This is a genomic window from Mesorhizobium sp. M0195 (assembly GCF_040322115.1).
Taxonomy (GTDB): Bacteria; Pseudomonadota; Alphaproteobacteria; order Rhizobiales; family Rhizobiaceae; genus Mesorhizobium.
Map to the genome: position 1 here is coordinate 1 of NZ_JAMYSV010000037.1, position 24,943 is coordinate 24,943.

At 58.0% G+C, this 24,943-nt stretch carries 20 protein-coding genes and 7 pseudogenes; 8 read left to right on the forward strand and 19 right to left on the reverse strand.

Annotated features, from left to right (window positions below; translation table 11 throughout):
• Positions 1-70: 70 nt before the first annotated feature.
• Positions 71-269: pseudogene (locus NKJ12_RS30440) on the forward strand (transposase domain-containing protein); the annotation flags it as partial.
• A gap of 23 nt (positions 270-292) precedes the next feature.
• Here the strand turns inward: NKJ12_RS30440 and NKJ12_RS30445 are convergent.
• Both NKJ12_RS30445 and gfa read right to left on the reverse strand, forming a co-directional pair.
• A pseudogene (locus NKJ12_RS30445) lies at positions 293-436 on the reverse strand (aminotransferase class III-fold pyridoxal phosphate-dependent enzyme); the annotation flags it as partial.
• 735 nt (positions 437-1,171) lie between these two features.
• A complete protein-coding gene (gfa, locus tag NKJ12_RS30450) occupies positions 1,172-1,741 on the reverse strand; it encodes an S-(hydroxymethyl)glutathione synthase (protein ID WP_352707238.1) in 570 nt (189 codons plus the stop codon).
• 120 nt (positions 1,742-1,861) lie between these two features.
• Here gfa and NKJ12_RS30455 point away from each other — a divergent pair, with 120 nt between their 5' ends.
• Positions 1,862-2,086 carry a hypothetical protein gene (locus NKJ12_RS30455; RefSeq protein ID WP_352707240.1) on the forward strand — a complete coding sequence of 75 codons (225 nt, stop codon included), beginning with the start codon at positions 1,862-1,864 and terminating at the stop codon, positions 2,084-2,086.
• On the opposite strand, the gene NKJ12_RS32380 is transcribed toward NKJ12_RS30455, so the two are convergent.
• The 11 genes and pseudogenes from NKJ12_RS32380 to NKJ12_RS30505 form a co-directional block, all read right to left on the reverse strand.
• Positions 2,087-2,392: an alpha/beta hydrolase-fold protein gene (locus NKJ12_RS32380; protein WP_502905755.1), complete on the reverse strand. Its 306-nt coding sequence runs from the start codon at positions 2,390-2,392 to the stop codon at positions 2,087-2,089. It lies immediately after the preceding gene.
• Entirely contained in the window at positions 2,367-2,609 is a 243-nt protein-coding gene (locus NKJ12_RS32385; protein WP_502905756.1) for an alpha/beta hydrolase-fold protein, read from the reverse strand. The genes NKJ12_RS32380 and NKJ12_RS32385 overlap by 26 nt, the downstream gene beginning before the upstream one ends.
• A gap of 3 nt (positions 2,610-2,612) precedes the next feature.
• A pseudogene (locus NKJ12_RS30465) lies at positions 2,613-3,697 on the reverse strand (alcohol dehydrogenase catalytic domain-containing protein).
• Between the two features lie 248 nt (positions 3,698-3,945).
• Positions 3,946-5,148, reverse strand: a complete 1,203-nt coding sequence (locus NKJ12_RS30470; protein ID WP_352707243.1) for an FAD-dependent oxidoreductase — start codon at positions 5,146-5,148, stop codon at positions 3,946-3,948.
• 10 nt (positions 5,149-5,158) lie between these two features.
• Positions 5,159-5,470, reverse strand: a complete 312-nt coding sequence (locus NKJ12_RS30475) for a MocE family 2Fe-2S type ferredoxin (protein WP_352707245.1) — start codon at positions 5,468-5,470, stop codon at positions 5,159-5,161.
• Between the two features lie 68 nt (positions 5,471-5,538).
• Positions 5,539-6,555, reverse strand: coding sequence for a sterol desaturase family protein (locus tag NKJ12_RS30480; protein ID WP_352707248.1), 1,017 nt, complete (start codon positions 6,553-6,555; stop codon positions 5,539-5,541).
• A gap of 287 nt (positions 6,556-6,842) precedes the next feature.
• Positions 6,843-10,310 (reverse strand): pyruvate carboxylase, encoded by a 3,468-nt coding sequence (gene pyc, locus NKJ12_RS30485; protein ID WP_352707250.1) that lies wholly within the window; start codon positions 10,308-10,310, stop codon positions 6,843-6,845.
• Between the two features lie 22 nt (positions 10,311-10,332).
• Entirely contained in the window at positions 10,333-11,994 is a 1,662-nt protein-coding gene (locus tag NKJ12_RS30490) for an electron transfer flavoprotein-ubiquinone oxidoreductase (protein ID WP_352707252.1), read from the reverse strand.
• A 9-nt stretch (positions 11,995-12,003) separates the two neighbouring features.
• Entirely contained in the window at positions 12,004-12,579 is a 576-nt protein-coding gene (locus tag NKJ12_RS30495) for a LysE family translocator (RefSeq protein WP_352707255.1), read from the reverse strand.
• Positions 12,580-12,646: 67 nt separating this feature from the next.
• Complete coding sequence (locus NKJ12_RS30500; protein WP_352707257.1) at positions 12,647-13,528, reverse strand: ribokinase; 882 nt, start codon at positions 13,526-13,528, stop codon at positions 12,647-12,649.
• 94 nt (positions 13,529-13,622) lie between these two features.
• Complete coding sequence (locus NKJ12_RS30505) at positions 13,623-14,555, reverse strand: dihydrodipicolinate synthase family protein (protein ID WP_352707275.1); 933 nt, start codon at positions 14,553-14,555, stop codon at positions 13,623-13,625.
• Positions 14,556-14,638: 83 nt separating this feature from the next.
• On the opposite strand from NKJ12_RS30505, the gene NKJ12_RS30510 reads away from it, so the two are divergent.
• On the forward strand, positions 14,639-16,612 hold the full coding sequence (locus NKJ12_RS30510; RefSeq protein WP_352707259.1) for an FG-GAP repeat domain-containing protein: 1,974 nt from the start codon (positions 14,639-14,641) through the stop codon (positions 16,610-16,612).
• Positions 16,606-17,412, forward strand: a complete 807-nt coding sequence (locus NKJ12_RS30515) for a shikimate dehydrogenase family protein (protein WP_352707261.1) — start codon at positions 16,606-16,608, stop codon at positions 17,410-17,412. Before NKJ12_RS30510 ends, NKJ12_RS30515 begins: the two co-directional genes overlap by 7 nt.
• 271 nt (positions 17,413-17,683) lie before the next feature.
• Here NKJ12_RS30515 and NKJ12_RS30520 read toward each other — a convergent pair whose 3' ends face one another.
• A complete protein-coding gene (locus tag NKJ12_RS30520; RefSeq protein WP_352707263.1) occupies positions 17,684-18,016 on the reverse strand; it encodes an amidohydrolase family protein in 333 nt (110 codons plus the stop codon).
• Between the two features lie 224 nt (positions 18,017-18,240).
• Between NKJ12_RS30520 and NKJ12_RS30525 the strand changes: the two genes are divergently transcribed.
• The 4 genes and pseudogenes from NKJ12_RS30525 to NKJ12_RS30540 form a co-directional block, all read left to right on the forward strand.
• Positions 18,241-18,381 carry a hypothetical protein gene (locus NKJ12_RS30525; protein ID WP_352707264.1) on the forward strand — a complete coding sequence of 47 codons (141 nt, stop codon included), beginning with the start codon at positions 18,241-18,243 and terminating at the stop codon, positions 18,379-18,381.
• Between the two features lie 393 nt (positions 18,382-18,774).
• Positions 18,775-19,241 (forward strand): annotated as a pseudogene (locus tag NKJ12_RS30530) (helix-turn-helix domain-containing protein); the annotation flags it as partial.
• A gap of 532 nt (positions 19,242-19,773) precedes the next feature.
• A pseudogene (gene ltrA / locus NKJ12_RS30535) lies at positions 19,774-21,032 on the forward strand (group II intron reverse transcriptase/maturase).
• A gap of 86 nt (positions 21,033-21,118) precedes the next feature.
• Positions 21,119-21,601, forward strand: a pseudogene (locus NKJ12_RS30540) (IS630 family transposase); the annotation flags it as partial.
• Positions 21,602-21,773: 172 nt separating this feature from the next.
• Here NKJ12_RS30540 and NKJ12_RS30545 read toward each other — a convergent pair.
• The 5 genes and pseudogenes from NKJ12_RS30545 to NKJ12_RS30565 form a co-directional block, all read right to left on the reverse strand.
• Positions 21,774-22,604, reverse strand: a complete 831-nt coding sequence (locus NKJ12_RS30545) for a shikimate dehydrogenase family protein (RefSeq protein ID WP_352707266.1) — start codon at positions 22,602-22,604, stop codon at positions 21,774-21,776.
• A gap of 1 nt (position 22,605) precedes the next feature.
• The gene (locus NKJ12_RS30550) at positions 22,606-23,430 is read right to left on the reverse strand and encodes a sugar phosphate isomerase/epimerase family protein (RefSeq protein WP_352707269.1); all 825 of its coding nucleotides are present in this window, start codon (positions 23,428-23,430) and stop codon (positions 22,606-22,608) included.
• Positions 23,431-23,501: 71 nt separating this feature from the next.
• Entirely contained in the window at positions 23,502-24,386 is an 885-nt protein-coding gene (locus NKJ12_RS30555) for an IclR family transcriptional regulator (RefSeq protein WP_352707271.1), read from the reverse strand.
• A 36-nt stretch (positions 24,387-24,422) separates the two neighbouring features.
• Positions 24,423-24,650: pseudogene (locus NKJ12_RS30560) on the reverse strand (electron transfer flavoprotein subunit alpha/FixB family protein); the annotation flags it as partial.
• Between the two features lie 23 nt (positions 24,651-24,673).
• On the reverse strand, positions 24,674-24,943 hold a 270-nt coding region (locus NKJ12_RS30565), incomplete at its 5' end, for a transposase domain-containing protein (protein WP_352707273.1).

A 24,943-nucleotide genomic window follows, 5' to 3' on the forward strand; every position in this document is an offset into this window, starting at 1 on the left:
TCAATGACGATAATCAGAAATCGCTGTTTCCCGCCATTTGAAGAGGGGGTGCATAAATGAATCAGTCTTCGCAATTACTCGAAAGAACAGCCTCTTGGCGGGCAGCAACGGCGGTGGACGGATTGGGCCAACATCACCACGCTGCTGAAAAACGCCAAGATGAATCAGGTCGATCCGCAAGCCTGGCTTACCCAGACCTTTGATCGCATTGCCAATGGCTGGCCAAACAGGATATCGACGCCCTTATGCCACGGAAGTACCGGCGCTGAACGGCCTCAGCTGCCCGCTTACCCTTCATTGCTTCCAGCACTTCTGGATGATTGTGACCAAGGCAACTTACAGCGGCGCCACCTGAGCCATCGATGTAGCGCCGACCTCCGCTATCTGTGGTGTAGATTCCGTCTCTTGCTACGGCTCTTGGCAGAATTGTACCCATCAAATCGATGGAGGATTGGCTGCCGCCGAATCAGGTTCGGCGACAACCAATTTGCCTTGGGAGGCATGAAAGCCGCGCATTCGGCTCGATGGCCGAATACGTGAAAGAGGCAGGCGCCAAGTCAATAGAGCAATAGTTCGCAGGATGCTGTATATCGGCGAGCGCGATCCTTACCGTGAAACGGCTCGGATGAAAAGGTCCACTTGGCTAGCACGAACAGCTCCATTTCTAGCGCCCCTTCAAAGGCAGCCGATCGCGTCAGTGTTTTCGATTGCGACGATTCCGGCTTCGAATGTACGCAAGTCGTCGCGGCCAGAGGACCGAATATCCCATGAAAATGATTTTGTGGTCACACACGCCGTGTTCTAATAACTTTCAAAACCAGAGTGACTACACAAGCATAATGCTGCGTGATGAGGTTGACGACGCGGCAATAACCTAGAATATGGCAGTAACGTCGTCGAGGTGGACTTCGAAATTTGCAATTCTAATCTGCCAGCGGCGATTATCACGCAGCATCTTCAGCGGTCCGCCACATCCGTCACAACTCCGCCACGAGCACGGCTCGCAAAGAGGCCTCAGTTGGCGGTCACCTTCGTTGAAAGGCGGCAGCTCCTGCTAACGGGAAACCCGCGGAGCCAGTAGTCTTGCCGGTTGCAACTGTGTCTCGGCATGCCTCCTGAAAACCTACCCCTTAATTCAAGGGCAGTCCTGCTGCAGCACTGCCCTCTTTTTTCATGCCGGAAGGACGCCGCTCTTTTTGGCGGTCCAGGTGGCGATATAATCCATCAGGCCGGGCGAGAGGCAATCATAGGGTTCTTGGCCCGAGGCCTTCAGCTGCGCTCTGACGGCGTCCATCTTGGCGGGATCAAAGCCGCTTTCGATGATCGAAGACACGAACGCGGCAAAGGTGGGTTTTGCCCAGCCGCCTTCTTGGAAGAGCTCCGGATGAACGAAGGACAGCCCCCAGAAGGGATGTTCGCGCTCGACCGGACCGTACATGTGCACGCCGCATTCCTTGCAGGCGTGCCGCTGGATCAAGGAGGCGGAATCGACGACGGCGAGCTTGTCGCTGTTCTCCAGCACCTCGACGCTTTCTGTCGGCGCGACCGCCACGACCGAAACGGCGGCGCCTTCTGGCTTCCAGCACTTGGTGCCACCGCAGGCGTGGTTGTGGGCGATGTCGCCCTTGACCCTGACCTTCACCGGATTGCTCGTGCACTGGCAGACAAGCGTTCCGCCGGCAAAAGCAGCGTCAGTTGCTCGAAAGCCTGAATCCACCGCCGGATGTATGGCTATGCTCATTGCTGTTCTCCTTCCCCCTGGCCGTTTGCGTTATGCCCGGCCGAGCTCTCTAAAGTCAGTTGTTCAGCCTCTGCGCGTGCCAGAGAAGATGGTCTTCCATGAATGTCGAAATGAAGAGGAATGGCCATAACCCTGCTGCATGCGCAGCCTGAGCGGAATGCCCGCCGCCTCGCAGGCTTGCCTGAGCTCTTCGAGGCGCAATCCATCCTCCAGGAAGTTATCCGCCGTCCCCTGGTCGACGAGGAATTCCGGGAACCGGTGCCGGTCTTAGATCAGCGAGCAGGCATCATATGCCCGCCAGTTCGTCTCATCCGATCCGAGGTATTTCTGGAACGCCGGCATTGACTAGCCAGAGACCGAGGGATGGCTGATCGGCGCGAAGGCCGAGCAGCTGCCGAAACGTTCGGGGTTGTTGCGCGCAATCGTGATGGAGTGACCGAAGATCCCCTGTCGCGTCATGTCGACCGGAAACTCGGCCGCGATAAGCTTCGGCAATTCATCGACGACGTAGCTGTACATCCGATAGTTCTGCGCGAACGGCGGCTCGGTGGCGTTGACATAGAAGCCGGCCCCCTTGCCGAACTGCCAGTTATCCGGCTCGTCCGGAACGGCATCGCCCCGCGGACTAGTGTCGGGACAGACGACGATCATGCCGAGTTCTGCGGCAAGACGCCGATACTCGCCCTTTTCCATGACTCGCATGGGTGCAGGTCAGACCGGAAAGGTACCATAGAACCGGCAGTTTCCGTGCTCTGACCTGCGGCGGCAGGAATACAGCAAAGGTCATGTCGCAGTCGCAGACATCCGAGCGATTGACGTAAACGCTCTGGGTGCCGCCATGAGAATTTTCGGTCGAGATCGTCTTCATGGCTCAGTACATGACCACGCCGCGGATGCTTTCGCCCTTGTGCATCAGCTCGAAGCCCTTATTGATGTCTTCGAGCGGCATTGTGTGGGTGATCATCGGATCGATCTGGATCTTGCCCTGCATGTATCAGTCGACGATCTTCGGGACGTCGGTGCGGCCGCGCGCCGCCAAAGGCGGTGCCCATCCAGTTGCGGCCGGTAACCAGCTGGAACGGACGGGTGGAGATTTCCTGGCCGGCGCCGGCAACGCCGATGATAATGGCATCACCTTAGTGTTGCCGGTGCAGTCGAACGTGTAGTCGGCGCCGCCGATCAGGTCGCCGTGGCGCTTCGTCATGTTGACGAAATAGGGCACGATGTCGTCGCCGACCTCCTTCGGATTGACGAAGTGGGTCATGCCGAACTTTTCGCCCCGTGCCTTGCGGTCAGGGTTGATATCGACGCCGATGATCATGTCGGCACCGGCCAGACGCAGGCCCTGCAGAACGTTGAGGCCGATACCGCCGAGCCCGAAGACGATGGCCGTCGCGCCGATCTCCACCTTGGCGGTGTCGATGACTGCGCCGATGCCGGTCGTGACACCGCAGCCGATGTAGCAGATCTTGTCGAACGGCGCGTCCGGATTGACCTTGGCAAGGGCGATCTCCGGCAGCACGGTGAAGTTCGAAAAGGTCGAGCACCCCATATAGTGGTGGATCTTGTCCTTGCCGATCGAGAAGCGGCTCGTTCCATCCGGCATCAGCCCCTGGCCCTGGGTTGATCGAATCGAGGTGCAGAGATTGGTCTTGCGGGAAAGGCAGGAATATCACTCGCGGCATTCCGGGGTGTAGAGCGGAATGACATGGTCGCCCTTCTTCACCGAAGTGACGCCGGGGCCGACATCGACGACGATGCCGGCACCTTCGTGGCCGAGGATCGCCGGGAAGAGCCCTTCCGGATCGGCGCCCGACAAAGTGAAATCATCGGTGTGGCAGATGCCCGTCGCCTTGATCTCCACCAGCAATTCGCCGGCCCGTGGCCCCTCCAGCTCCACGGTCATTACTTCGAGCGGTTTACCTGCCTGAACGCGACGGCGGCGCGAACGTCCATGTCGTATTCCTCCCAGATTGTTACTTGCGGTCGGTTGTTTTGGGGTGCGGGCCTTGAGTTATGTCGCGATCCCTTTCGAGTTGAACGATTTCTGCCATCGCTCATGAGAGCGGCAAGTTGACAGCGGGCTCCCTGCTGCGAACTCCCATCTTTTTATGCTGACAGAAAAGATCATCAGGTCGGTTCGGTTCACGGCTTTTCCTGTGCAGCCATTTAGTAGGCAACGGCTTTCTCAATATGTCCCAGTCTCACGCAGGTTGAGTCCGTCTCAGAAACGATTTAAGGCTTACAGCTGGATCGCCGATAAGCTTGAGATCCAAGCCCACCTGTGCATCAATAAGCATTTCCGCTAGGCGAATGTCTTTCGCGACAGCGCCGCCAGGACCGAGACCAGCCGCCGCCGCCAAGTGCCTGTGCTCGTCAAGGAAGAAAATAATCTCCGCACCATCCGACAGGTGACGCGTGACCGTTACGTGCTCCGCTGACGGTAACCCGACGACCTGCAGCCCAAGTTCATACTGATCGGACCAGAACCACGGCCGAGTAGTGATGGTTTGCGCCGCGCCAGCCATGTTGCGCCCCGCTAGCTCTCCTTGTACTCGCGCGTTGCGCCACGTTTCGTAGCGCACGGCTTTCCCCTGACCAAGATCGAGGCAGGCGCAGTCGCCGGCTGCGAAGATGTCCGAGACAGTAGTATGAAGAAAAGTATCTACCAGAATACCGTTTGGAGTGGATATGCCGGAACCTTTGGCAAGTGATGTATTGGGAGTGACGCCGATCGCCGTTATCACAACATCAGCCGCGACAATGGTTCCGTCATTCAGAAGGACGCCAGATCTGTCGATCTCTTCGACTATTGCATTGAACCGGAATCTGACGCCTTCCTCTACATGCCTTTCATGAAGACGTCGCGCGAGTAAATCTGGCGCAGCCCTTTCAAGCGGACGCGTCGCCACATCAATCACCGTTACGTGGGTGCCGAGTTTTTGTAGACAAGCCGCCAGTTCCATCCCGATCAGACCAGCTCCGACGATAGCAATACGAGAGCCGGCGAAGGCCATCTTATAGAGCCGTTTCGCATCTTCTAGCGTTCGCAGCACATGAGCGAGTTCCCCGCCGGGGCAGGTAAGCCTGCGGGGCGCTACGCCGGTCGACAATAGAAGGCGCTCATAAGAAAGATTGTCTTGATTGTCCAGGGAGACCGTCTTTCTTGCCGGATCGAGCGACGTCACCCGTGTCCCCGCTAGGTACTTTATTCCAGCGTTTTCCAGCTGGGCAGCATCACAGATCAACCTGTGCTCGATGCCCACGCTCGAAGGTTTTGACAATGGTGGCCGCTCATAAGGCAAACTTGCTTCGTCACCGATCAAGGTCACGGGTCCGTCGTATCCAGCTTCGCGCAGGGTGTAGGCCGCTCGAGTCCCACACTCGCCCGCTCCGACAATGACCATTCCTGCTCGTTCAGATTTCGATCCACACACGGCCGTTCTCAATTTTCGCTTTATAGGTCTTAAGATCGATGCACGGCGGCATGCGCAAAGCCTCGCCGGTTTTGTAGTCGAATACGCCATCATGTTTGGGACACTCGATCGTGTTGTCCATCACTAGACCGTCCGCGAGATGAACCTTCTCATGCGTGCATAACCCGTCCGTGCAGAAATATTCATCTTCAGGACTGCGAAAAATAGCGAAGGTGCGCCCGCCGAAATCAAAGCGGATCACCTCCTCTTTTTCGATTGCTTCTGTGGAGCAAACCTCCATCCACTGTGCCATTCTAGTTCCTTGGGTCAAACTGGTCGGAAAGAGGGCCGGCTCGCGGCCGTCCGTAAGCTGGCGCGATTTCAGATTGTTTTGGATGAGTTCTTGTTCAGGCGCTCTTTTTTCTTTTGATAGCGAGCCTGCATTCGCGCACCAGCTTCCTTGCTGCCGTCATGGTATGTTCCAAACCACTGATCGAAAGGGATCAGCCCGCCGCCGTAGTTCACCTCAAAATATTTGTGATGGAGGTAGTGGACGTAGTCGTCACCATCGACGAGGACGTTTTCCGTGACTTCGATTTTGTTAAAGCCTACGTGCCCTACGATTGCGCCGAATCCTGTGTAGTGTAATTGATAGAGCGCAAGAATGGGGTTAGAGGGAATCACGAGATGCCACAGGGCTTCGCCGAAATAACCCAGTTGCTCTACCGGGTGCATCGACAGAGACGACCACGGTGACGGATTAACCGAGTTGTGGTGCACGGAGTGGATCCATTTGTATAAGGGCCCCCAATGGAGCAGTCGGTGCAGCAGGTAGAAATGCGTGGAGTGGATAAGAGGCACGGCTAGGCCGACTGCGAATAAATACCAAGGGTGTTCTGTAAAAGTCATCCAAGGTGCATAGCCCCAGGCATAAGCGTAAAGGATCGCAACTTCGATCGCGGTCCAGATAGGCAAGCCAGTGCCGAAGGTGCGCATTAGGTTATCTATATTTTGCCGTCCAAAGAAGAAGGCCTCGCTTCGTTGCTCGGCAGGAAATTTGCTGTTGTATTTGAACCTGTTCTGCTGGCGGCGCAAAATGTAGAGACGTAGCTCAAAAGCGCCATAAAACAGAAACACCGCTACGCAATTGACAACGAAGAGGCGCAGAATCCAGGACACAGCGAGTGTCTTCATGATCACAGTATCGGGCACCACAAAATGCCAGTATGCAACCGCGGAAGCTGCGAAAAGCAGGTTCCATGGCAAGAAATAATGCGGCAACCATTTTAGGAATGCGATCGGCCGTGGCGGCAAAACAAATAGTGGCGCGGCCTGGGCTTTAGCATTTGGAGCCCAATCCCCGCGTTTGTTACGGGTGCCGTATTCTAGATCGTCCATGACTTCCTCCACAGTCGAACATCTCCCACGCAGTGAGCGCGAGCGACCGAGATAGTTGATAAGCGGCCCCATCATGGTCTGTATTACGGCATGGGGAAAAGGTCCACTTCGCCAATTGGAAAAGATCCACTATAACGCTGTGCGGTACGACACGCTTCTTGCTAAGCTTGGCAATACCGCATCGCTGGCGGCTCCCGCGAAGCCGTCGCCATTACATGCCGTTTTTCGTTATGTCGCTTCCGCCACGCAAGCCGATGCTCAGCGCGAGACTAACGAACTGTTTGCAGCTATTTTTGCCCGTACGCGATGAGTAGATCCTTGGCGTCGATCTGATCTCCGGCTCTGACGAGTACTTCGGCGATCGTACCGTCGTTTTCTGCGTGGATCGCCGTTTCCATCTTCATGGCCTCGATGGATATAAGCACGTCGCCGGCACTGATGGCCTGGCCGGGCGAGACGAAGACACGGCTGATGACACCGGGCATCGGCGCGCCGACATGAACGGCATTGCCCGGTTCGGCCTTGCGGCGGACGGCGGCACCTGTAGCCCTATGGGCCCGGTCCGGCACCTTGATGCGGCGCGGCTGACCGTTGAGCTCGAAGAAGATGGTCACCATGCCCTGGCTGTCCGTCGCGCTCATCGCCTGGTTGACGATGACGAGCGTCTTGCCCTTCTCTATATCGGCAAACAGCTCCTCGCCGTCAGCCAGACCGTAGAAATAGCCGGGCGTCGGCAGCACCGAGACCGGACCATAGGTATCTGACGCAAAGGCGAAGTCGGTAAAGACCTTCGGATACATCAGATAGGAAGCGAATTCGAAGTCGCTGATCTCGCGCTCGAGTTTCGTCTCGATGACTTTACGCTCCGCATCGAGATCGGCCTCCTTGAGCAGCGAGCCGGGACGCACGGTATAGGGCTTGTCGCCCTTCAGCGCCTTCTTCTGCAGCGCTTCGGGCCATCCGCTGGGCGGTTGGCCGAGATCGCCCTTCAGCATCGAAACGACGGATTCCGGGAAGGAGACTTCCTTGTCCGGGCTGACGACGTCGGCAACGGTCAGGTCCTGGCTCACCATTATCAGTGCCATGTCGCCGACGACCTTGGAAGACGGCGTCACCTTGACGATATCGCCGAACATCTGGTTGGCGTCGGCATAGGCCTGCGCCACCTTGTGCCAGCGGCTCTCGAGACCGAGCGAGCGAGCCTGTTCCTTGAGGTTGGTGAACTGGCCGCCCGGCATTTCGTGCAGATAGACTTCGGATGCCGGACCCTTCAGATCGCTTTCGAAGGCTGCGTACTGATGGCGCACCGCTTCCCAGTAGAAGGAGATGCGGCGGATCCATTCCGGATCGAGACCCGGATCACGCTCGGAACCGCGCAGCGCCTCGACGATCGAGCCGAGGCAGGGCTGCGAGGTATTGCCGGAAAGCGCATCCATGGCCGCATCGACGGCATCGACGCCGGCATCGACAGCGGCAAGGACAGTCGCCGCCGCAATACCCGATGTATCATGCGTGTGGAAGTGGATCGGCAGGCTGGTCGCCTCACGCAGCGCCTTGAACAGTACCTTCGCAGCCGCAGGCTTGAGCAGGCCCGCCATATCTTTGAGCGCGATGATATGCGCGCCGGCCTTCTCGAGCTCGACCGCAAGGTCGGCATAATATTTCAGATCGTATTTCGGACGGCCCGAGTTCAGGATATCGCCGGTATAGCAGATCGCCGCCTCGCAGAGCTTGTTCTCATCGGCAATGGCATCCATCGAGACGCGCATGTTCTCGACCCAGTTCAGGCAATCGAACACGCGGAAGAGATCGATACCGCCCCTGGCCGCCTGGCGGACGAAATATTTGACGACATTGTCGGGATAATTGGTGTAGCCGACGCCGTTAGCGCCGCGCAGGAGCATCTGCAGCAGAAGGTTCGGTGCACCCTCGCGGATCAGTGCCAGGCGCTCCCACGGGTCCTCGGTCAGAAAGCGCATGGAGACGTCGAAGGTCGCTCCGCCCCAGCATTCGAGCGACAAAAGGCCTGGCAGCGCATGCGCATAGGTGCCGGCAATGCGGGCGATGTCATAGGTGCGCATGCGGGTGGCGAGCAGCGACTGGTGGCCATCGCGCATCGTCGTATCGGTCAAAAGCACGCGCTTCTCGTTGCGAATCCAATCGCCGAACTTCATCGGGCCGAGCGTGTCGAGCAGCTGCTTGGTGCCATCGGGAATCCCGCCGCTATTGGTATAGGGCACGACGGGTTTCGCCGCCTTGCCAGTCGGGCGACTGCGACCCTTCGTTTCAGGATGGCCGTTAACGGTGACGTCGGCGAGATAGGTCAACAGCTTTGTCGCGCGGTCTTTCCTTTTAACCTGCCGGAAGAGTTCCGGCGTCGTGTCGATGAAGCGTGTCGTGTAGCTGTAGTCTTTGAACTTCGGATGCGTGATGATCGCTTCGAGGAAGGTCAGATTGGTGGCGACGCCACGGATGCGGAATTCGCGCAGTGCCCGGTCCATACGGCTCATCGCTTCATCGGGGGTTGGAGCCCATGCGGTGACCTTTTCAAGCAAAGGGTCGTAGAACCGGGTCACGATGCCACCCGCGTAAGCCGTTCCCCCGTCCAGTCTGAGACCAAACCCGGACGCCTGTCGGTAGGCGGTGATACGGCCGTAATCCGGAATGAAGTTGTGCTCCGGATCCTCTGTGGTGATGCGGCACTGCAGCGCGTGACCGTTGAGCTTGATGTCTTCCTGCTTCAGAACGCCCGATTCCGGCGTGCCGATGGCAAAGCCGTCGAGGATATGGATCTGCGCCTTGACGATATCGATGCCGGTGACGACTTCGGTGACGGTATGCTCGACCTGAATGCGTGGATTGACTTCGATGAAGTAGAATTTGCCGGTATCGGCGTCCATCAGATATTCGACGGTGCCGGCACCGATATAATTCGTGGCCTTGGCGATCTTCAGCGAATAGGCGGCAAGCTCCTGGCGCTGCGCTTCGGAGAGATAGGGCGCCGGCGCGCGCTCGACGACCTTCTGGTTACGGCGCTGGATGGAGCAGTCGCGCTCGAAGAGATGCACGACATTGCCATGGGTATCGCCGAGAATCTGGCTTTCGACGTGGCGGGCGCGCTCCACGAGCTTTTCGAGATAGACTTCATCCTTGCCGAATGCAGCCATCGCCTCGCGCTTGGCTTCCGTCACTTCGCGGGCGAGATCCTTGGGATCACGGATGGCGCGCATGCCGCGCCCGCCGCCGCCCCAGGACGCCTTCAGCATGACGGGATAGCCGATTTCCTCTGCCATCTTGGCAACGACCTTCATATCGTCAGGAAGCGGCTCGGTTGCCGGAACGACAGGAACGCCGACCGAGATCGCCAGATTACGGGCCGCCACCTTGTTGCCGAGCTGGCGCATCGTATCCGGCTTCGGGCCGATGAAGATGATACCGGCGGCATTACAGGCATCGACGAACTCAGGGCTCTCGGACAGCAGGCCGTAACCCGGATGGATGGCATCGGCGCCCGACAATTTGGCGACGCGGATCACCTCGTCGATGGACAGATAGCTCTCGATCGGCCCGAGATCACGGGCAAGATGCGGCCCGCGGCCGACCTGATAACTCTCGTCGGCCTTGAAGCGGTGCAGCGCGAGTTTGTCTTCCTCTGACCATATCGCGACCGTTTTTATTCCAAGCTCGTTGGCCGCGCGAAACACGCGGATGGCAATTTCAGAACGGTTGGCAACTAGTATCTTCGTAATAGACACGTTTACGCTCGCGAGGAAGTTGTTACATATTTGGATAGACCGGCCCCTCGCCGCCCTGCGGCGGCACCCAGTTGATGTTCTGGTTGGGGTCCTTGATGTCGCAGGTCTTGCAGTGCACGCAGTTCTGGGCGTTGATGACAAAGACGTCCTTGCCATCCTTTTCCACCCATTCATAGACGCCTGCCGGACAGTAGCGCGTCGACGGACCGGCATAGATGTCGTGTTCCGAACTCCTCTGCAGCGCCATGTCCTTGACCTGCAGATGCACCGGCTGGTCTTCCTCGTGATTGGTGTTCGACAGGAACACCGAGGACAGCCGGTCGAAGGTCAAGACGCCATCGGGCTTCGGATAGGCGATCGGCTTGTTCTGTGAAGCAGGCTCCAGGCTCTGGGCATCGGTCTTGCCATGTTTCAGCGTGCCGAAGAAGGAAAAGCCGAACAGCGTGTTGGCCCACATGTCGAAGCAGCCGAGCGCCACGCCAAGCGCCGTGCCGAACTTCGACCACAGCGGCTTGACGTTGCGCACCCGCTTGAGATCACGGCCGATGTCGCCCTTGCGCCATTCATTCTCGATCTCGGTGACCTCGTCATGGCTGCGGCCGGCTTCGATCGCCGCGGCAATCTTCTCGGCCGCCAGCATGCCCGACAGCACCGCATTGTGGCTGCCCTTGATGCGCGGCACGTTCACGAGACCGGCCGAACAGCCGATCAGCGCCCCGCCGGGGAAGGAAAGCTTCGGCACCGACTGGTAGCCGCCCTCGGTGATGGCACGCGCCCCATAGGACAGCCGCTTGCCGCCCTCGAAGGTGGTGCGGATCCCCGGATGGATCTTGAAGCGCTGGAATTCCTCGAAGGGATAGAGATAGGGGTTCTTGTAATTGAGGTGGACGACGAAGCCGACTGCCACCAGATTGTCTTCCAGGTGATAGAGGAAGGAGCCGCCGCCGGTCTTCATGCCGAGCGGCCAGCCGAAGGAGTGCTGCACCAGGCCCGGACTGTGGTTCTCCGGCTTGACCTGCCAGAGCTCCTTTATGCCGATGCCGAATTTTTGCGGTTCACGGTCTTTCTGCAGATCGAACTTGGCAATCAGCTGCTTGGCGAGCGAGCCACGCACACCCTCGCCGATCAGCACATATTTGCCGAGCAGTTCCATGCCGCGGGTATAGTTCGGCCCGGGCTCGCCGTTCTTCTCAATGCCCATGTCGCCGGTGGCTACCCCGATGACGGCACCTTCATCATTGTAGAGCACTTCGGTTGCGGCAAAACCCGGATAGATCTCGACGCCGAGTTCTTCGGCCTTGGTCGCCAGCCAGCGACAGACGAGGCCAAGCGAGACGATGTAGTTGCCGTGGTTGTTCATCAGGGGCGGCATCAGCACATTCGGCAGGCGGATGGAACCGGCCGGACCGAGCAGCAGGAAGTGATCGGCGGTGACTTTGGTCTTGAACGGATGATCGGCCTCGTCGTGCCAGCCGGGCAAAAGCCGGTCGATGCCGATCGGGTCGACCACGGCGCCCGAGAGGATATGCGCCCCGACTTCCGCGCCCTTCTCCAGCACGACGACGGAGAGTTCCGGATTGATCTGCTTCAGCCGGATCGCCGCCGCAAGGCCGGCAGGACCGGCGCCCACGATCACCACGTCAAATTCCATGCTTTCGCGCTCGGGAGCTATTGTGCTTTCCATGTCCGGCCTCTAGCCACGAACGATGCCGGCGATGAGTGTCGCAGAGATGATGGCTAGCCATACCGACGATACCCGCTGGATCAGGAGCAGACGCGGCTCGCTCTTATGACGGTTTCCCAAAAGGGTTCCAAATCCGCCCCAGCTAAGCGCTACCGTGACCGCGAGGAGGCCGAAAATACCGAGCTTTGGCAGAAAATGTTGATCAGTTGGTGAAGGCAGGAGAACGATCGCAACGATCAGGGCCTTCGGGTTAAGCATGGTGGCCAGGTAAACACGCCGGATCGTGACCTCGTCGTCACGTGCAATTCCATCTTCTGTCCCCCACAGATTGATGGCAAGGTACAGGATCCAACTTGCTGAAGCACCCTTCACAAGCACTGCGATGGCCGGCCAACGCGCGACGATCTCCGTCCCAAGCAATGTCAAGGGCATTATCGTCGTAAGATAGCCTCCGATCTCGGCTGGCAGCAGTTGAAGGGTGCGTCGCAAGCCCTTCTGTGCGCCGGCCAAGCCCATAAGGGTATTTGTTGGTCCCGGTGTTGCTAGCAGCGCCAGAACAGCGAAGACGTAAGTGATATAGGTCATGGGCGGATCTCGGTACACCATGCGGAAAGGACGCTATGGGTTCCAGAAACGGCGCGCTGGAGCGAAATCATCCGGTGATCCAATTGTCGGTTTCGGTGGCGAACGGAATGCTTGACTGACTTCCGAAGCGTGAACATGCAATTGCCGCTGCCTTTGAAGCCCGTCGCATGGAAGCCTCGAGGGAAAGGCCGTGATCCAGAGCCGATGCAAGGACGCCGACAAAGCAATCTCCGGCCGCAGTAGTATCCTTCACGTCGACTGCCATCGCAGAAACCTTGATCTCCTGACCGTTCGTGACCGCTTCCGCGCCGTCGCCCCCGAGGGTCCTGAGCACCCCGGTATTCAACCGCTTCGATAATGATTGAGCGGAAGGCTCACATCCAAGCTGGACTGCCAGCGCTTCGGCCTCGTCTTCGTTGACCACGATGAGATCGCAAAGGGATAGAGTTTCAGGATCAAGCGGAAATGCTGGAGCGAGGTTCAAGATTGATTTGGCGTTCGTTTCCTTCGTACGCCGAACGAGTTTCTCAATCTCAGAGACGTCATTTTCCATCTGCATTAGGACAATTGACGCATCACGAAGAAGGGCCTCTTCGATTGCATCCGAGGAAGCGACAAGATTAGCGCCAGGCGCGACCGCGATCATGTTGCGACCCTTGGCATCGATCAAGATCGAGGCACAACCGGTCGGCTCCGGCACGCGGGCAACTCGGCCAAAATCTACCGCACCCTCCAGGTTTTGCAGGGCAACAGCGGCCATGGCATCCTCACCTACGGCGCCCACTATCACCACGCTGGCGCCATCACGGGAGGCCGCTACGGCCTGATTTCCGCCCTTGCCACCGGCCTCCGTCCGAAAGCCTTTGGCCAAAAGCGTCTGGCCGGCTTGCGGCATCTCGTTCACCGAGAAGATGAGATCGACATTGATAGAACCGAAGGTGACAATCACGGGTCTCGCCTTGTGGTGATTGAGGGAGGGCGTAACAAAAGTTGGCGACGCGTTTACCCCAACTAAGTGGAGCGTCACCAAACAGCACTTGTTCTTAGCCGCGCGTAGCGATCGCCTGCCTGAAGCGTTCGGTTCCTTCATGGATATGGTCGAGCAGTGTCATCACGGCCCAGTGGCGCTCGGTAATATCGTAATCCGTCACGCGCGAATGCGCGCTGGAGAAAGTCCCAAGTCGTGTGTGATAGGTTTTGGCAAGACCGGGATAGCCCATCGGCTCCGCCATCGCAGACAATGCCAGAAAGATTTCCAAATCGCGACGCAGGTCGCTTTCTTCGGCTGCATGGCGATAGAGCCACGCATAGAGATCGGCATGAAAATTGGTGAAGACGCCGGAGAAGCCTTTCGAGCCGGCACGCATCGCAGCTGTGGCAATGGCTGCATTGGCGTTGACAACCGCGAAATCCGAGCCTTCGGCAAGAGCCACCCGACGCTTTACAGTCTCAAGATCGCAAGAAACATCCTTCAAGGTGATGAAGCGTTCGGTGTCCCGGCAGAGTTTGAACTCGTCGTCGCTGAGGAGCCGCCGGTAGGGCGCCGGGCATTCATAAAGTCCGAGCTGCAAATCGCCTGGCAACCAGCTCAAGACATCATTGATGCTGGAACGAAAAGCCTCTGACCCGGCATTGGCGGTATCCAGCCGATTTGTAACGAGCACGAGGGCATCGATACCAGTGGCGGCCATGGCCTTCAATTCGGCTCTCTGATCGTCCGCGCTTTCACTGATATGGCCGGAAGCGATAACCGGGACTCTTCCGCGGGCAAGCGAAACCACTTTTTTCGACAAGGTTACGCGTTCTTCCAGAGACAGCTTCTGCATTTCGCTCGACTGGCACACCGCAAAGAGCGCGTCCGCACCCATTTGCACGTACCATTCTACAAGGCGCTCCAAGCCTTCCCAATCAATCTGATTGGCCGGCGTAAACGGGGTGAGCATCACGGGGACGATACCATGGGCACTTTTGGGCATCTTCATACTTTCCACTAGATTTGCAAGACGATTTCGTTTTAGAAATGAATTCCAATTTATTCGGAAACAGGGAGTAATGCAAGGTGAGTGTAAAAAGATGGGAGGATGATGCGACAGTTTGGCATGGCCCGGACTACAGATCGGAAACACTGAAATATCATCCGGACGTAAAATCGGCGGCTGTTGCCGGTCGCATCATTACGTGTGTCGAGATTGTCGATTGGAGCGGCAGGGGAACCCGAGACCTTCTTCTGTCTGCCTGGGACCCCTGCTATGACGGACGCGTGTTCCTGCGCCGCCAAATCGGAACGAACGAAGACGGCACCCCGATCCTGGGTGAGGAAGAACTTGTCGAAGGCGTCAGAGGCTATGTAACGGCCGTTCGCGACGGTGATGTCTTTCACCTGGTCTCAGCATCGCGCATGCGCAAGCAGATCTACGTTTTTCCCAATGTGGGGAAGAAGGGCACCCCCGAGTTTGGTGATCCGGTACGACTCGATCTCGACGCGGACTGGGTCAAGGGCAATGAGTACTTCCATATGGCCCGCTTCCACGACATCGATGGAGACGGCGTTCCTGAATTGATCGTCGGCAGCGACTATTGGGACGACTATTGGCCGAACGGCCTGGAATGGAACGATGAAGGCTACCGCGCTCATGACGACGCGAATCGTTGGCTCGGCGGACCGCTGCGCGGTTTCCTCTATGCCTTCAAAAATAAGGGTACCCTGGCCGAGCCGGTCCTGGAACGCGGTCGGCCTTTGATCGCCGGTGAAACGCCGCTCGAAGTTTACGGTCAGTTCGCGCCGGCGTTTGGCCGCTTTGGCAAAGAGCGCCATAGCCTGATCGCCGGCGAATTCTGGAATATCCTGCACATCGCTCGCCAACGCGAGGACGGACAGTTCGAGCCGACGACCCTGCTTCGCACGCCGGACAATAACGTCCTGGAGTTGGACCAGTGCATCCATCTCCCTTGCGTCGTCGACTGGGATGACGATGGTCGCGAAGACATTCTCGTTGGCGCCGAAGACGGCTACGTGACCTATCTGAAGAACTGCGGTGAAGGTGAGGACGGCCTTCCGCGTTTCGAAAAGCGCGGACGCGTTGAAACCACGAAGCCGCTGATCCACGCGGGCGTGCTGCCATGCCCCGCGGCATATGATTTCAGTGGGGATGGTCATTTCGATCTCGTCGTGGGCAATAGCACCGGCGAACTTTTGTTTTACCAGAGCCGCGAGGTGAACGGAGCGATTTACCTGGAAAAGGAGATTATGCTGACGGCCGGAGGACAACCGATCCGGATTGCAGCAGGCCCAACTGGCTCTATCCAGGGGCCGTCGGAAAAGATGTTCGGTTACTCCTGCCCAACGATTGCCGACTGGACCGGCAGCGGACACATGGACCTTCTCGTCAGTGACGTGACAGGCCATCATCGGCTTTTCCGGAATCTTGGTGACAAGGGCCTTCCGCCAAGCTTCGCAGCGGAAGAATTTCTTACCTACAACGGCAAGCCGCTCAAGACCGTGTGGCGCGTGCGCCCGGCCGTCGTGGACTGGCTGGAAGATGGGCAGCGCCATTACATCGCTCTCGATAAGGAGGGTGTTCTGAGCGACTTCAAACAAGCCTCGGACATCGAACTTGTCGATAAGCGCCATCTTCTCTGGGAAAACGGTGATCCGATGCGCTTTACCGTCGACGTGGGCGGCGGTCGCGGCCGGGTAAAGCTTTGCTTCTGCGACTGGGAAGGTACAGGGCGCACCGACCTGATTTTCGGCACGCACGCCCGCGCATGCGTTCCCCCGGACCCCACGACAGGCGCGCCGCGCAATACGACGAAGCAGGCGGGGCTCTTCCTATCCCGCAATGTCGGCACAGCCAAAGAACCACGGTTTGCATTGCCGGTCCCCTTCCGCTTCCGCAATGAAGTAATTGCCATGGCCATGCATGTGGCATCTCCGGAAGCTGTCGACTGGGCCGGCCGAGGGGCGCTCGATCTCGTGGTCGGCGTTGAAGACGGCAGCCTGGTTTGGCTGAAGCGCGAGGACCTGTCGTGGTAGGGTTCGAGATCAAAGGAACGACTAGGCTGCTGGGGCTGATCGGTGATCCAATCGCTCAGGCGAAGTCGCCTTCAGCTATCAATCCCATCTTTGCAGCCCGCGGCGCCGATATCGCATGCGTGCCCTTGCACGTGCCGGCAGCGGATCTTCGCAAGGTATGGACAGGGCTAAAGGTGATGCCGAACCTCGTTGGGTTCGGCATCACCCTGCCCCATAAGCAGACTGCCATCGACCTCTGCGACAGCCTCGATCCCGTGGCGGCTCGAGTCGGCGCCGTCAACCTCGTTCGCCGGGAACTGGATGGCAGCTTTCGCGGCTACCAGTTCGACGGCCGCGGATTTGTTCGCGGCCTCCAGGCCGAGCGAATTATGATCAAGAATCGCGATGTGCTGATGATAGGCGCGGGTGGCGCAGCTGTCGCTATCGCATTTGCTTTGATCGAGGCCGGCGCCGGACGGATCACCGTATCCAATCGAACGCTTAAGAAGGCAGAAGAATTGGCAAATGTGGTGAATGCCGACTTCGGGCATGCAGTTGCAAAAGCAGGCGACGCGCGGCCCGAAGCCGGACAACTGATAGTCAACGCCACCTCGCTTGGGTTGAAGGAGACCGATGCTCTACCCCTCAACTCCGAACTGCTACACCCCGGCATGACCGTTGGTGAGGTTATCGCTCAGCCTGAGATCACGCCGTTGTTGTCGCAGGCGCAAGCACGTGGCGTTGAAATCCACTCCGGCATGCACATGATCACGGGCCAGGTCGGGCTTATCGCCGAACATATCTGCGAGATTTGGGGCTGACAGCGGGATTGCACGGAAAACGCTATCCAAATAGCTCATGAGCATTCTGACGCATGAGACGATCCACAAGCTCGGGGACGTATTCGGCTCCAAGCCAACCGCGGCCCACTAATCCCGAGATCGCTTCAGTGAGACCGGCCCGCGCTATGGCTACGTGCCCCACCACATTCTCAACTGCTATGTAGTCCCCACCAAAGGTCAGAATTTTATTGGCTGGAACCGCCATCAAGAATTCGGTTAGGAACCGTACACACGCAACAGGGTTGATAATCTACGCCCAGCAGAGATCGACGTAAGCATTGTGATATTGCTTGCAGAGGGCAATGTACTCATCCTGATATGGATATCCCACGTGCATGAGTACAAACCTCACTCCCGGATAATCTTCTAGCAGCCGGCAAACGTCTACCGCGTTGTCCCTTATTCTGGAGAGCGGCATATTGTTTTTAGCCGCATAGTAGCCAGTGTGAATCTTGACGGGCAACCCATAATCTTGAGCTTTTCTCAGGCAATAGTGGAACAGGTAGTCTTCTAAAGCCTGTGCGCCATCTGGGCCAATATACGGTTTTGCGGCGATTAGCGTTGTGAATTGCTTTCTCAGCAACGTGCCGCTCCACGTGGGCAAAACGAAGGCCCCTGTAGTAAGCTCCCTGATATTTTACAGCGACTGCCTGCTCTCCGAAGCGTTCAAAGTACGTATCGATCGCCTCAAGCCAATCATCAAAGGAATTGATCTTTAGGGCCCAGCTCCCCTTCTACTCTACGAATATCTGTGGGGCCTCATCTGGCGAGTTCCATGATGCTGAGGTCTTGCTTCAGGAGTGCGGGTTGGGCAGTTTCCATAAAGATGCGTTCGACGGAATGCACATGGCATTCCGATATGCGGCAGATGTCTTTGAGGACGCGATTGTAGAAGCCAGGCTTCTTGATCAGATGGTATTTATCCGCCAATTCTTCTACGGCGTCTGACGAAAAGACTCGATGCCGTACAGCTTTCGGAAGGTAATGTTCAACGCTTGAGCGTAGCCGGTATGACGGATGCGGTTCCAATAGGGTGATACTACATTGAATTTATCAATGGCCGACAAATCCGGATCATAGAACCGCTGTTCCTCCTTTACGCTCATTCCGGCGCAATGAAGATCCTCTAAGACGTAGTCCCTGAACAATAGAGGCCAGTCGTCGCACCGAAACATTGAATCTGTCACCCCGGAGAATCGCCGCGACTCCTCTACGAGATGCTCGTGCGTATCAATGAGCGGGGTCTCTTCGACTAGAGCACGTCCTTTGATCGATGAATCGATTGTGATGTGACGGCTGCGTTTTGTTCTGATTCAACATCCACCTCGATGGAGGTTGACGATGGGAAGAGCATTTAGCCTGGATCTTCGGTCGCGGGTCTTGAAGGCTTCGGACGAGGGCATGTCGGCGCGGCAAGCGGCGGCGCAGTTCGGCGTGGGAGTGTCCAGCGCGATCCGCTGGATTGCGCGGGCGAAGATCGGCGAACTGGCGCCACGCCCGCAGGGCCGCCGCCGCGCCTCCAGCCTCGATGCGCATGAAGCCTTCATCGTCGGGCTGATCGAGGAGCGCAAGGACATCACGCTGAACGAGATGGTGGAGCGGCTCGTCGCCGAGCAGTCGGTGCGGATCAGCCGCAGCGCCTTGAGCGCCTGGCTTCGCGGCCACGGCTGGACATTCAAAAAAAGTCCGCGCACGCACTGGAGCAGGATCGCCCCGACATTCTGAAGCGGCGCCGGGACTGGTTCGACGGCCAGCTCGACCTCGATCCGGCGAAGCTCGTGTTCACCGATGAGAGTGTGCTGCAGAGTAGCGGAAGGAGTTCAACATGAACTAAGACCGAAGCGTAAAGCTGCGTGAATGATGGGGGACGGCCCTCCGGGATCGGCTTTCAGGAGCAGGTCTCAAACCAGTCCAAGCTGCTGCGGTAAAGAGCCGTGGTGGTGAGCGTTGGATGAAAAGTTCGGACGAGATCCGAGCAGGTGGGTGTCCGAAAGACGAACGAAAGTGAACCCTTCGAAGACGCGTCGTTATGAACGTAAGTGTCGCCGAAACCAGGACCGTCTCGTCATCCTGGGACAAGCCCGCCGGATGCCTGATGACAGGGCGGGCGGCGACCGGCGTTGAGGGGGCGTGAGTCGGACACAGGCATTCGCGCGGAACTGCAGGAACCAGGCTCCTGATGCAAAGGCAGAAGCTCAAGCGGGCCAAACCGCAAGGCGAGAGGACCGATGCAGGAGACTGGGGCGGACCGGCCCGTATGAGCGTTGAAGGCGCTGTAATGGGGCCGGAGCAAAGGGGCCGGATCAGGTGGTCGTATTGTTTGGAACAACTGGAAACAGGATGACTTCGGAAGATACGACAGACAAGCCGTTTCGAATTGCGAAACGACAAGTGTACGAAGCTTACAAAGCGGTCAAAGCCAACCAGGGCGCAGCCGGGGTGGACGGGCAGACCCTGGAGATGTTCGAGAAGGACCTTGCAGGAAACCTCTACAAGGTCTGGAATCGGGTGTCCTCAGGGACGTACTTCCCACCGCCGGTTCGCGCTGTCTCCATTCCGAAGAAGACTGGAGGCGAAAGGGTTTTGGGTGTGCCCACGGTCAGCGATCGGATCGCGCAGATGGTGGTCAAGCAGATGATTGAGCCGGATTTGGATACCCTCGTTCTTCCAGACTCCTACGGCTACAGGCCGGGAAAATCGGCTCTGGATGCCGTTGGCGTGACGCGTCAGCGGTGCTGGAAGCATGACTGGGTTCTGGAATTCGACGTCAAAGGGCTGTTTGACAATCTTCCGCACGATCTCTTGCTGAAGGCGGTCAGGAAGCACGTCACATGCAAGTGGGCTCTGTTGTACATCGAAAGATGGCTGGCAGCGCCGATGGAAAAGAACGGAGAAGTCGTCGAGCGCACACGCGGTACCCCGCAAGGGGGCGTTGTCAGCCCGATCTTGTCGAATCTCTTCATGCACTATGCATTTGATCTGTGGATGACCCGGACGCATCCTGACCTTCCGTGGTGTCGATATGCGGACGATGGTCTTGTGCATTGCCGGAACGAGCAGCAGGCAGAAGCCCTCAAGACGGAGCTTGGTGCTCGACTGGCAGCATGCGCGCTTCAAATGCATCCGACAAAGACCAAGATCGTCTATTGCAAAGACCAAAGGCGCAGGGGGGAATACCCGAATGTCGTGTTCGACTTCCTCGGGTATCAGTTCCGGCCGCGACGCGTGGCGAACACACAGCGAGATGAGTTCTTCTGTGGTTACACGCCTGCGGCCAGCCCAACGGCAATGAAGTCGATGCGGGCCACGATCAAAAGCTTGAACATCCCGCGGCAGACGCCGGGGACGCTGGCTGAAATCGCCCAACAGCTCAATCCACTCCTTCGCGGATGGATAGCCTATTATGGCCGCTACAGCCGTTCGGCCCGTCCACTCTGGTTGATTACGTCAACCGGAAGCTCAGGGCGTGGATCATGCGTAAGTTCAAGCGCTTTCAGTCCCATAAGACGCGTGCCAGCCTCTTCGTGAGAAAGCTGGCGCGGGAAAATCCAGGACTGTTTGTGCACTGGAAGGCGTTCGGAACGAACACGTTTGCCTGATGGGAGCGGTGTGAATCGAGAGGTTCACGCACCGTTCTGCGAGAGGCCGGCAGGTGAAATCCCTCCGGCCTACTCACCCCGGCCTCTCCACAAAGATGGCCCGCATGCGTGGAAGAGCGCCGCGCGGCGAGCGCTGCCGGGCCGGCGTGCCGCATGGCCACTGGAAGACCACGACCTTCACCGGAGCGCTACGGCTGACGGGCATGACTGCGCCCTTCGCCTACGACGGCGCCATGAACGGCAACGTGTTCCTGGCCTATGTCGAGCAGGTGCTGGTCCCGACATTGTCGGAGGGCGACGTAGTTGTCATGGACAACCTGCCCGCCCATAAGGCCGCCGGCGTGCGCGACACGATTGAGGCCGCAGGCGCGAGCCTGCTCTATTTGCCGCCTTACAGTCCAGACTTCAATCCGATTGAGAACGCCTTCGCCAAACTCAAGGCGCTGCTGCGAGCAAAGGCCGAGAGAACCATCAAGGCCTTGTGGGACGCGGTCGGCGCGGCCGTCGACCTCTTCACCCCAGCCGAATGTGCCAACTACTTCAAAGCCGCAGGATATGAACCGGATTAAACAGGACGTGCTCTAGATCCCTAATCCAACTTCTGGACTTTGTTGCCATTGGTTATGTCCCCTTCTGAGCCTTGCAGTCGGTCAAGTCCCATCATCAGAGGTCACGTCGGACGTGTTCCGTGCCACATCTGGGGCAATGCCGCTCGTTGAACTCGACGCCCGGTTACCCCCATTAGACAATAGGCGTACCCGCCCGGAGACCGGTAGCGAAGCCCGCTATCAGCCTGATTTGGGCGGCCAGCATGTCATTGCCATCTGATACCGCTGCTCCGGCGGCGCGGGCGGTGCGTAACAACGGGGTTTCCCCAGTCAGGCTGGCGATGTCCGCAACAAGCATCCCAGGTTGAATGGACGCCTCTGGCATTGGAAATCGCTCAGTTCCCTTGATGCCGATCGGCGAGGCGTTGATGACTACATCGTAGGCCCACCCCCTCGAGGTGTCAGCTGCCCTTGCGCATTCTCGTCCTCGTACGGCGTTGAACATTTCACGTGTAAAAGCAAGCGAAGAATGAACGGGATCAATGATGTCGAGCTGGCCGACACCTTCCTCTGCAAGGGCAAAAGCGATCGCACGGCCGGCGCCCCCTGCCCCGACCAGGAGGACGCGGGCATCGCGCAAGCGGCTTTTCGCTGCGCCCAGGCCGTCAACAAAGCCCTGTCCATCAAAGAGTGCTCCATGCATGCGGCCGTCAGCACCGCGCTGAACCGAGTTGACTGCGCCAACCGCTTTTGCTGTGGGAGTTAGTGTCGTACAACGCGCGCATGCGGCCACTTTGTGCGGAACTGTTACGCCAATCCCAGCCAGGTTGGACATCGAAGAAAATGCATCCCAGGCACCATCGAAATGTTCTGCGGTCACATGAAACGGCACTGCGAAGAGATTTGCGCCGGCTGCCGCAAAAATCGGATTGATCAGACGCGGCGTCTGTACCTGCGCGATGGGATCGCCAAGGACAGCATAGACGCGTGACAGACCGTCGAGATTGGGTATCTGTTCCTTCATGTCAATTGCTCACGAAAATCTGCTGACAACGGCTCAGTGCGATATCCAGAACTTCAGCCGGATCGCGCGCCCACCAATCCGTCGAAAATATTTCCACCTCCACCGGGCCTTCGAAACCGGCACGGTGCATCATGCGATCGATGAATGCGAGATCTATGATCCCGTCACCCATCATGCCTCTGTCGGTGAGAAGATGTCTGGTGGGAACCATCCAGTCGTTGACATGAAACCCGAGCAGTCGTCCGGCCCTTCCGGCCCGCAGAATCTCTGCCTCCAGTTGCTCATCCCACCAGACGTGATAGACATCGACGACGACGCCGATGCCCTGACCGAGTGCCTCGCAAAGATCATTTGCGTGGGAAAGACTTGCAAGGACAGTGCGATCGCCGACAAGCATTGGATGGAGAGGCTCGATCGCAAGCTTGATTCCGACGCGTCGGGCCAGTTCCAGCAACCGAGCGATCTTCTCTTCGGCACGCTTCCGAGCCGAACCAAGATCGCTATCTCCTGCTGTCAGGCCTCCGGTGAACAGGAAGACATGATCGGCTCCGAACCTTGCTGCCCGTTCGAGCTCCAGTTGCGCCTGATCCAGATATTCGGGCGTGAAAGGGCCGATGCGGTTGTAACCTGATACGCTGATGCCATGATCCTCTAGCGCGGCTAGCGCCGCTGCCTCGCCAACCTTGTCGATTTCGTTCCCCCAAATGGAGACGACGTTGATGCCGCGTTCTGCGCACAGTTGCAGAAAGTTGATCATATCGGCACGTTCACGTACCGTAGCGTGATTGAGCGCAACCGATCTCGAATGGCTGCTATTTACCGTCATGCCGAAGCTCTCCTCCGTTATCTCGTTATTTTCCGGTTAGCACGACATGGCGATTTGCCATGGGCCGGAGATCATGACGTCGTACGCAGTCTCGGCCGACTGCCATCGCGTTGACGGCTGCGAAGTGGCCAAAGCTCGCTGATGTCAGCGGCCGCCCGGTGGAGTGCGTTCGCCAGTTCTTCCCACCGATCTGGTGTTATCCGCACTAGTGGTCCGGCGACCGAAATGGTGCCCGCAACCCGGGCATTGCTTTCGGCGCTTGCACGAAATGGAGCAGCGATTGCCGCGGTACCGGCTTCGGCCTCTTCCAACGAGGTTGCAAATCCTTGGGCCCGCGTCTCCGCAAGCCGAACTCGCAATTCGTCGACGTTGCGCGCGCTGTTCGGCCCTAGCTTCCGGCTGCCGCCAAACCCTCGCGAGTAAGCGATCGAGAGCGCTTCTTCTTCTGGTAAGGTCGCAAGCCACGCCTTCCCATTGGCGGTGGCGTGAAGAATTATCTCCTGCCCCATGTCGGGATCATACTTCAGGCCGTTTACCGCACCTTGTGCTCGCGCAACCCACACAAGATCCTCACCTTCGAGTATGGCTAGTCGACAATACTCCCGCGTTTCTGACGCTAATCGTTCAAGCACGGATTGAACAACGTCCGGAACGTTTCGTGCATCGAGATTGCGGAACGCCAACGTGCTCATTCGCAAGGACAACGCATATTTCTGGCTCGCGGCGTCTTGCACCACCCAGCCATGAGCTGCCAAGGTAGCGAGCAGGCGATGCACAGCACTTGCGGGCATATCAAGTCGACCGGCCAATTCCGACAGCTCCACCAACTCTGTTTCCCCTGCCAAAATCTCCAACAGGGACAGGCATCTCGATACCGCCGCAACCGTCATCAGCATCCCACTTTCGATGATAATTCCAAAACGGAATTGATTTCCAATACCATCGAGAGCGAGCAAAATCTATAGCTTTGGCAGCCACAGACGAGCCGAGGTCTAGGATTCCCCCAATTGCTCTTGGAGTTGAGGCAGAATCTCGAATAGATCACCCACCAGACCGTAGTCCGCCACTTCGAAGATCGGCGCGTCGGGATCCTGGTTGATAGCAACGATCACCTTCGAGTCTTTCATCCCGGCAAGATGCTGGATCGCGCCGGAAATCCCGACCGCAATATATAGGTCTGGCGCGACAACTTTGCCGGTCTGGCCGACCTGCCAGTCATTTGTAAGCGGGTAGCTGATGCCGTTTAGCGCTGGTAGTTCCAAGGCATGAGCGCCTCGATATCGCTGTTTGGCCAGCCATTGGCGATGCGCTCGAGGGTCCGGGTGAGCCAGGCGTGCGGATCGACCTGGTTCATCTTGGCGGTGGTCAGCAGCGTGGCGATGGTGGCCCATGTCCGTCCGCCGCCGTCGCTGCCAGCGAAGAGGCTGTTCTTTCGGGTAATTGTGAAGACTGATTCATTATGCACCTCCTTTTCAAATGGCGGAAAACAGCGATTCCTGGTTGTCGTCGTGGG

Coding starts and splice junctions, on each gene's coding strand:
- NKJ12_RS30475 (WP_352707245.1), bottom strand. CDS start 5,470: ATGGCACAGTGGATGGAGGTTTGCTCCACAGAAGCAATCGAAAAAGAG.
- NKJ12_RS30550 (WP_352707269.1), bottom strand. CDS start 23,430: ATGACGGTAAATAGCAGCCATTCGAGATCGGTTGCGCTCAATCACGCT.
- NKJ12_RS30480 (WP_352707248.1), bottom strand. CDS start 6,555: ATGGACGATCTAGAATACGGCACCCGTAACAAACGCGGGGATTGGGCT.
- NKJ12_RS32385 (WP_502905756.1), bottom strand. CDS start 2,609: ATGAAGACGATCTCGACCGAAAATTCTCATGGCGGCACCCAGAGCGTT.
- NKJ12_RS30495 (WP_352707255.1), bottom strand. CDS start 12,579: ATGACCTATATCACTTACGTCTTCGCTGTTCTGGCGCTGCTAGCAACA.
- NKJ12_RS30470 (WP_352707243.1), bottom strand. CDS start 5,148: ATGGTCATTGTCGGAGCGGGCGAGTGTGGGACTCGAGCGGCCTACACC.
- gfa (WP_352707238.1), bottom strand. CDS start 1,741: ATGAGCATAGCCATACATCCGGCGGTGGATTCAGGCTTTCGAGCAACT.
- NKJ12_RS30455 (WP_352707240.1), top strand. CDS start 1,862: ATGGCCATAACCCTGCTGCATGCGCAGCCTGAGCGGAATGCCCGCCGC.
- NKJ12_RS30545 (WP_352707266.1), bottom strand. CDS start 22,604: ATGAAGGAACAGATACCCAATCTCGACGGTCTGTCACGCGTCTATGCT.
- NKJ12_RS30490 (WP_352707252.1), bottom strand. CDS start 11,994: ATGGAAAGCACAATAGCTCCCGAGCGCGAAAGCATGGAATTTGACGTG.
- NKJ12_RS30505 (WP_352707275.1), bottom strand. CDS start 14,555: ATGCCCAAAAGTGCCCATGGTATCGTCCCCGTGATGCTCACCCCGTTT.
- NKJ12_RS32380 (WP_502905755.1), bottom strand. CDS start 2,392: ATGATCGTCGTCTGTCCCGACACTAGTCCGCGGGGCGATGCCGTTCCG.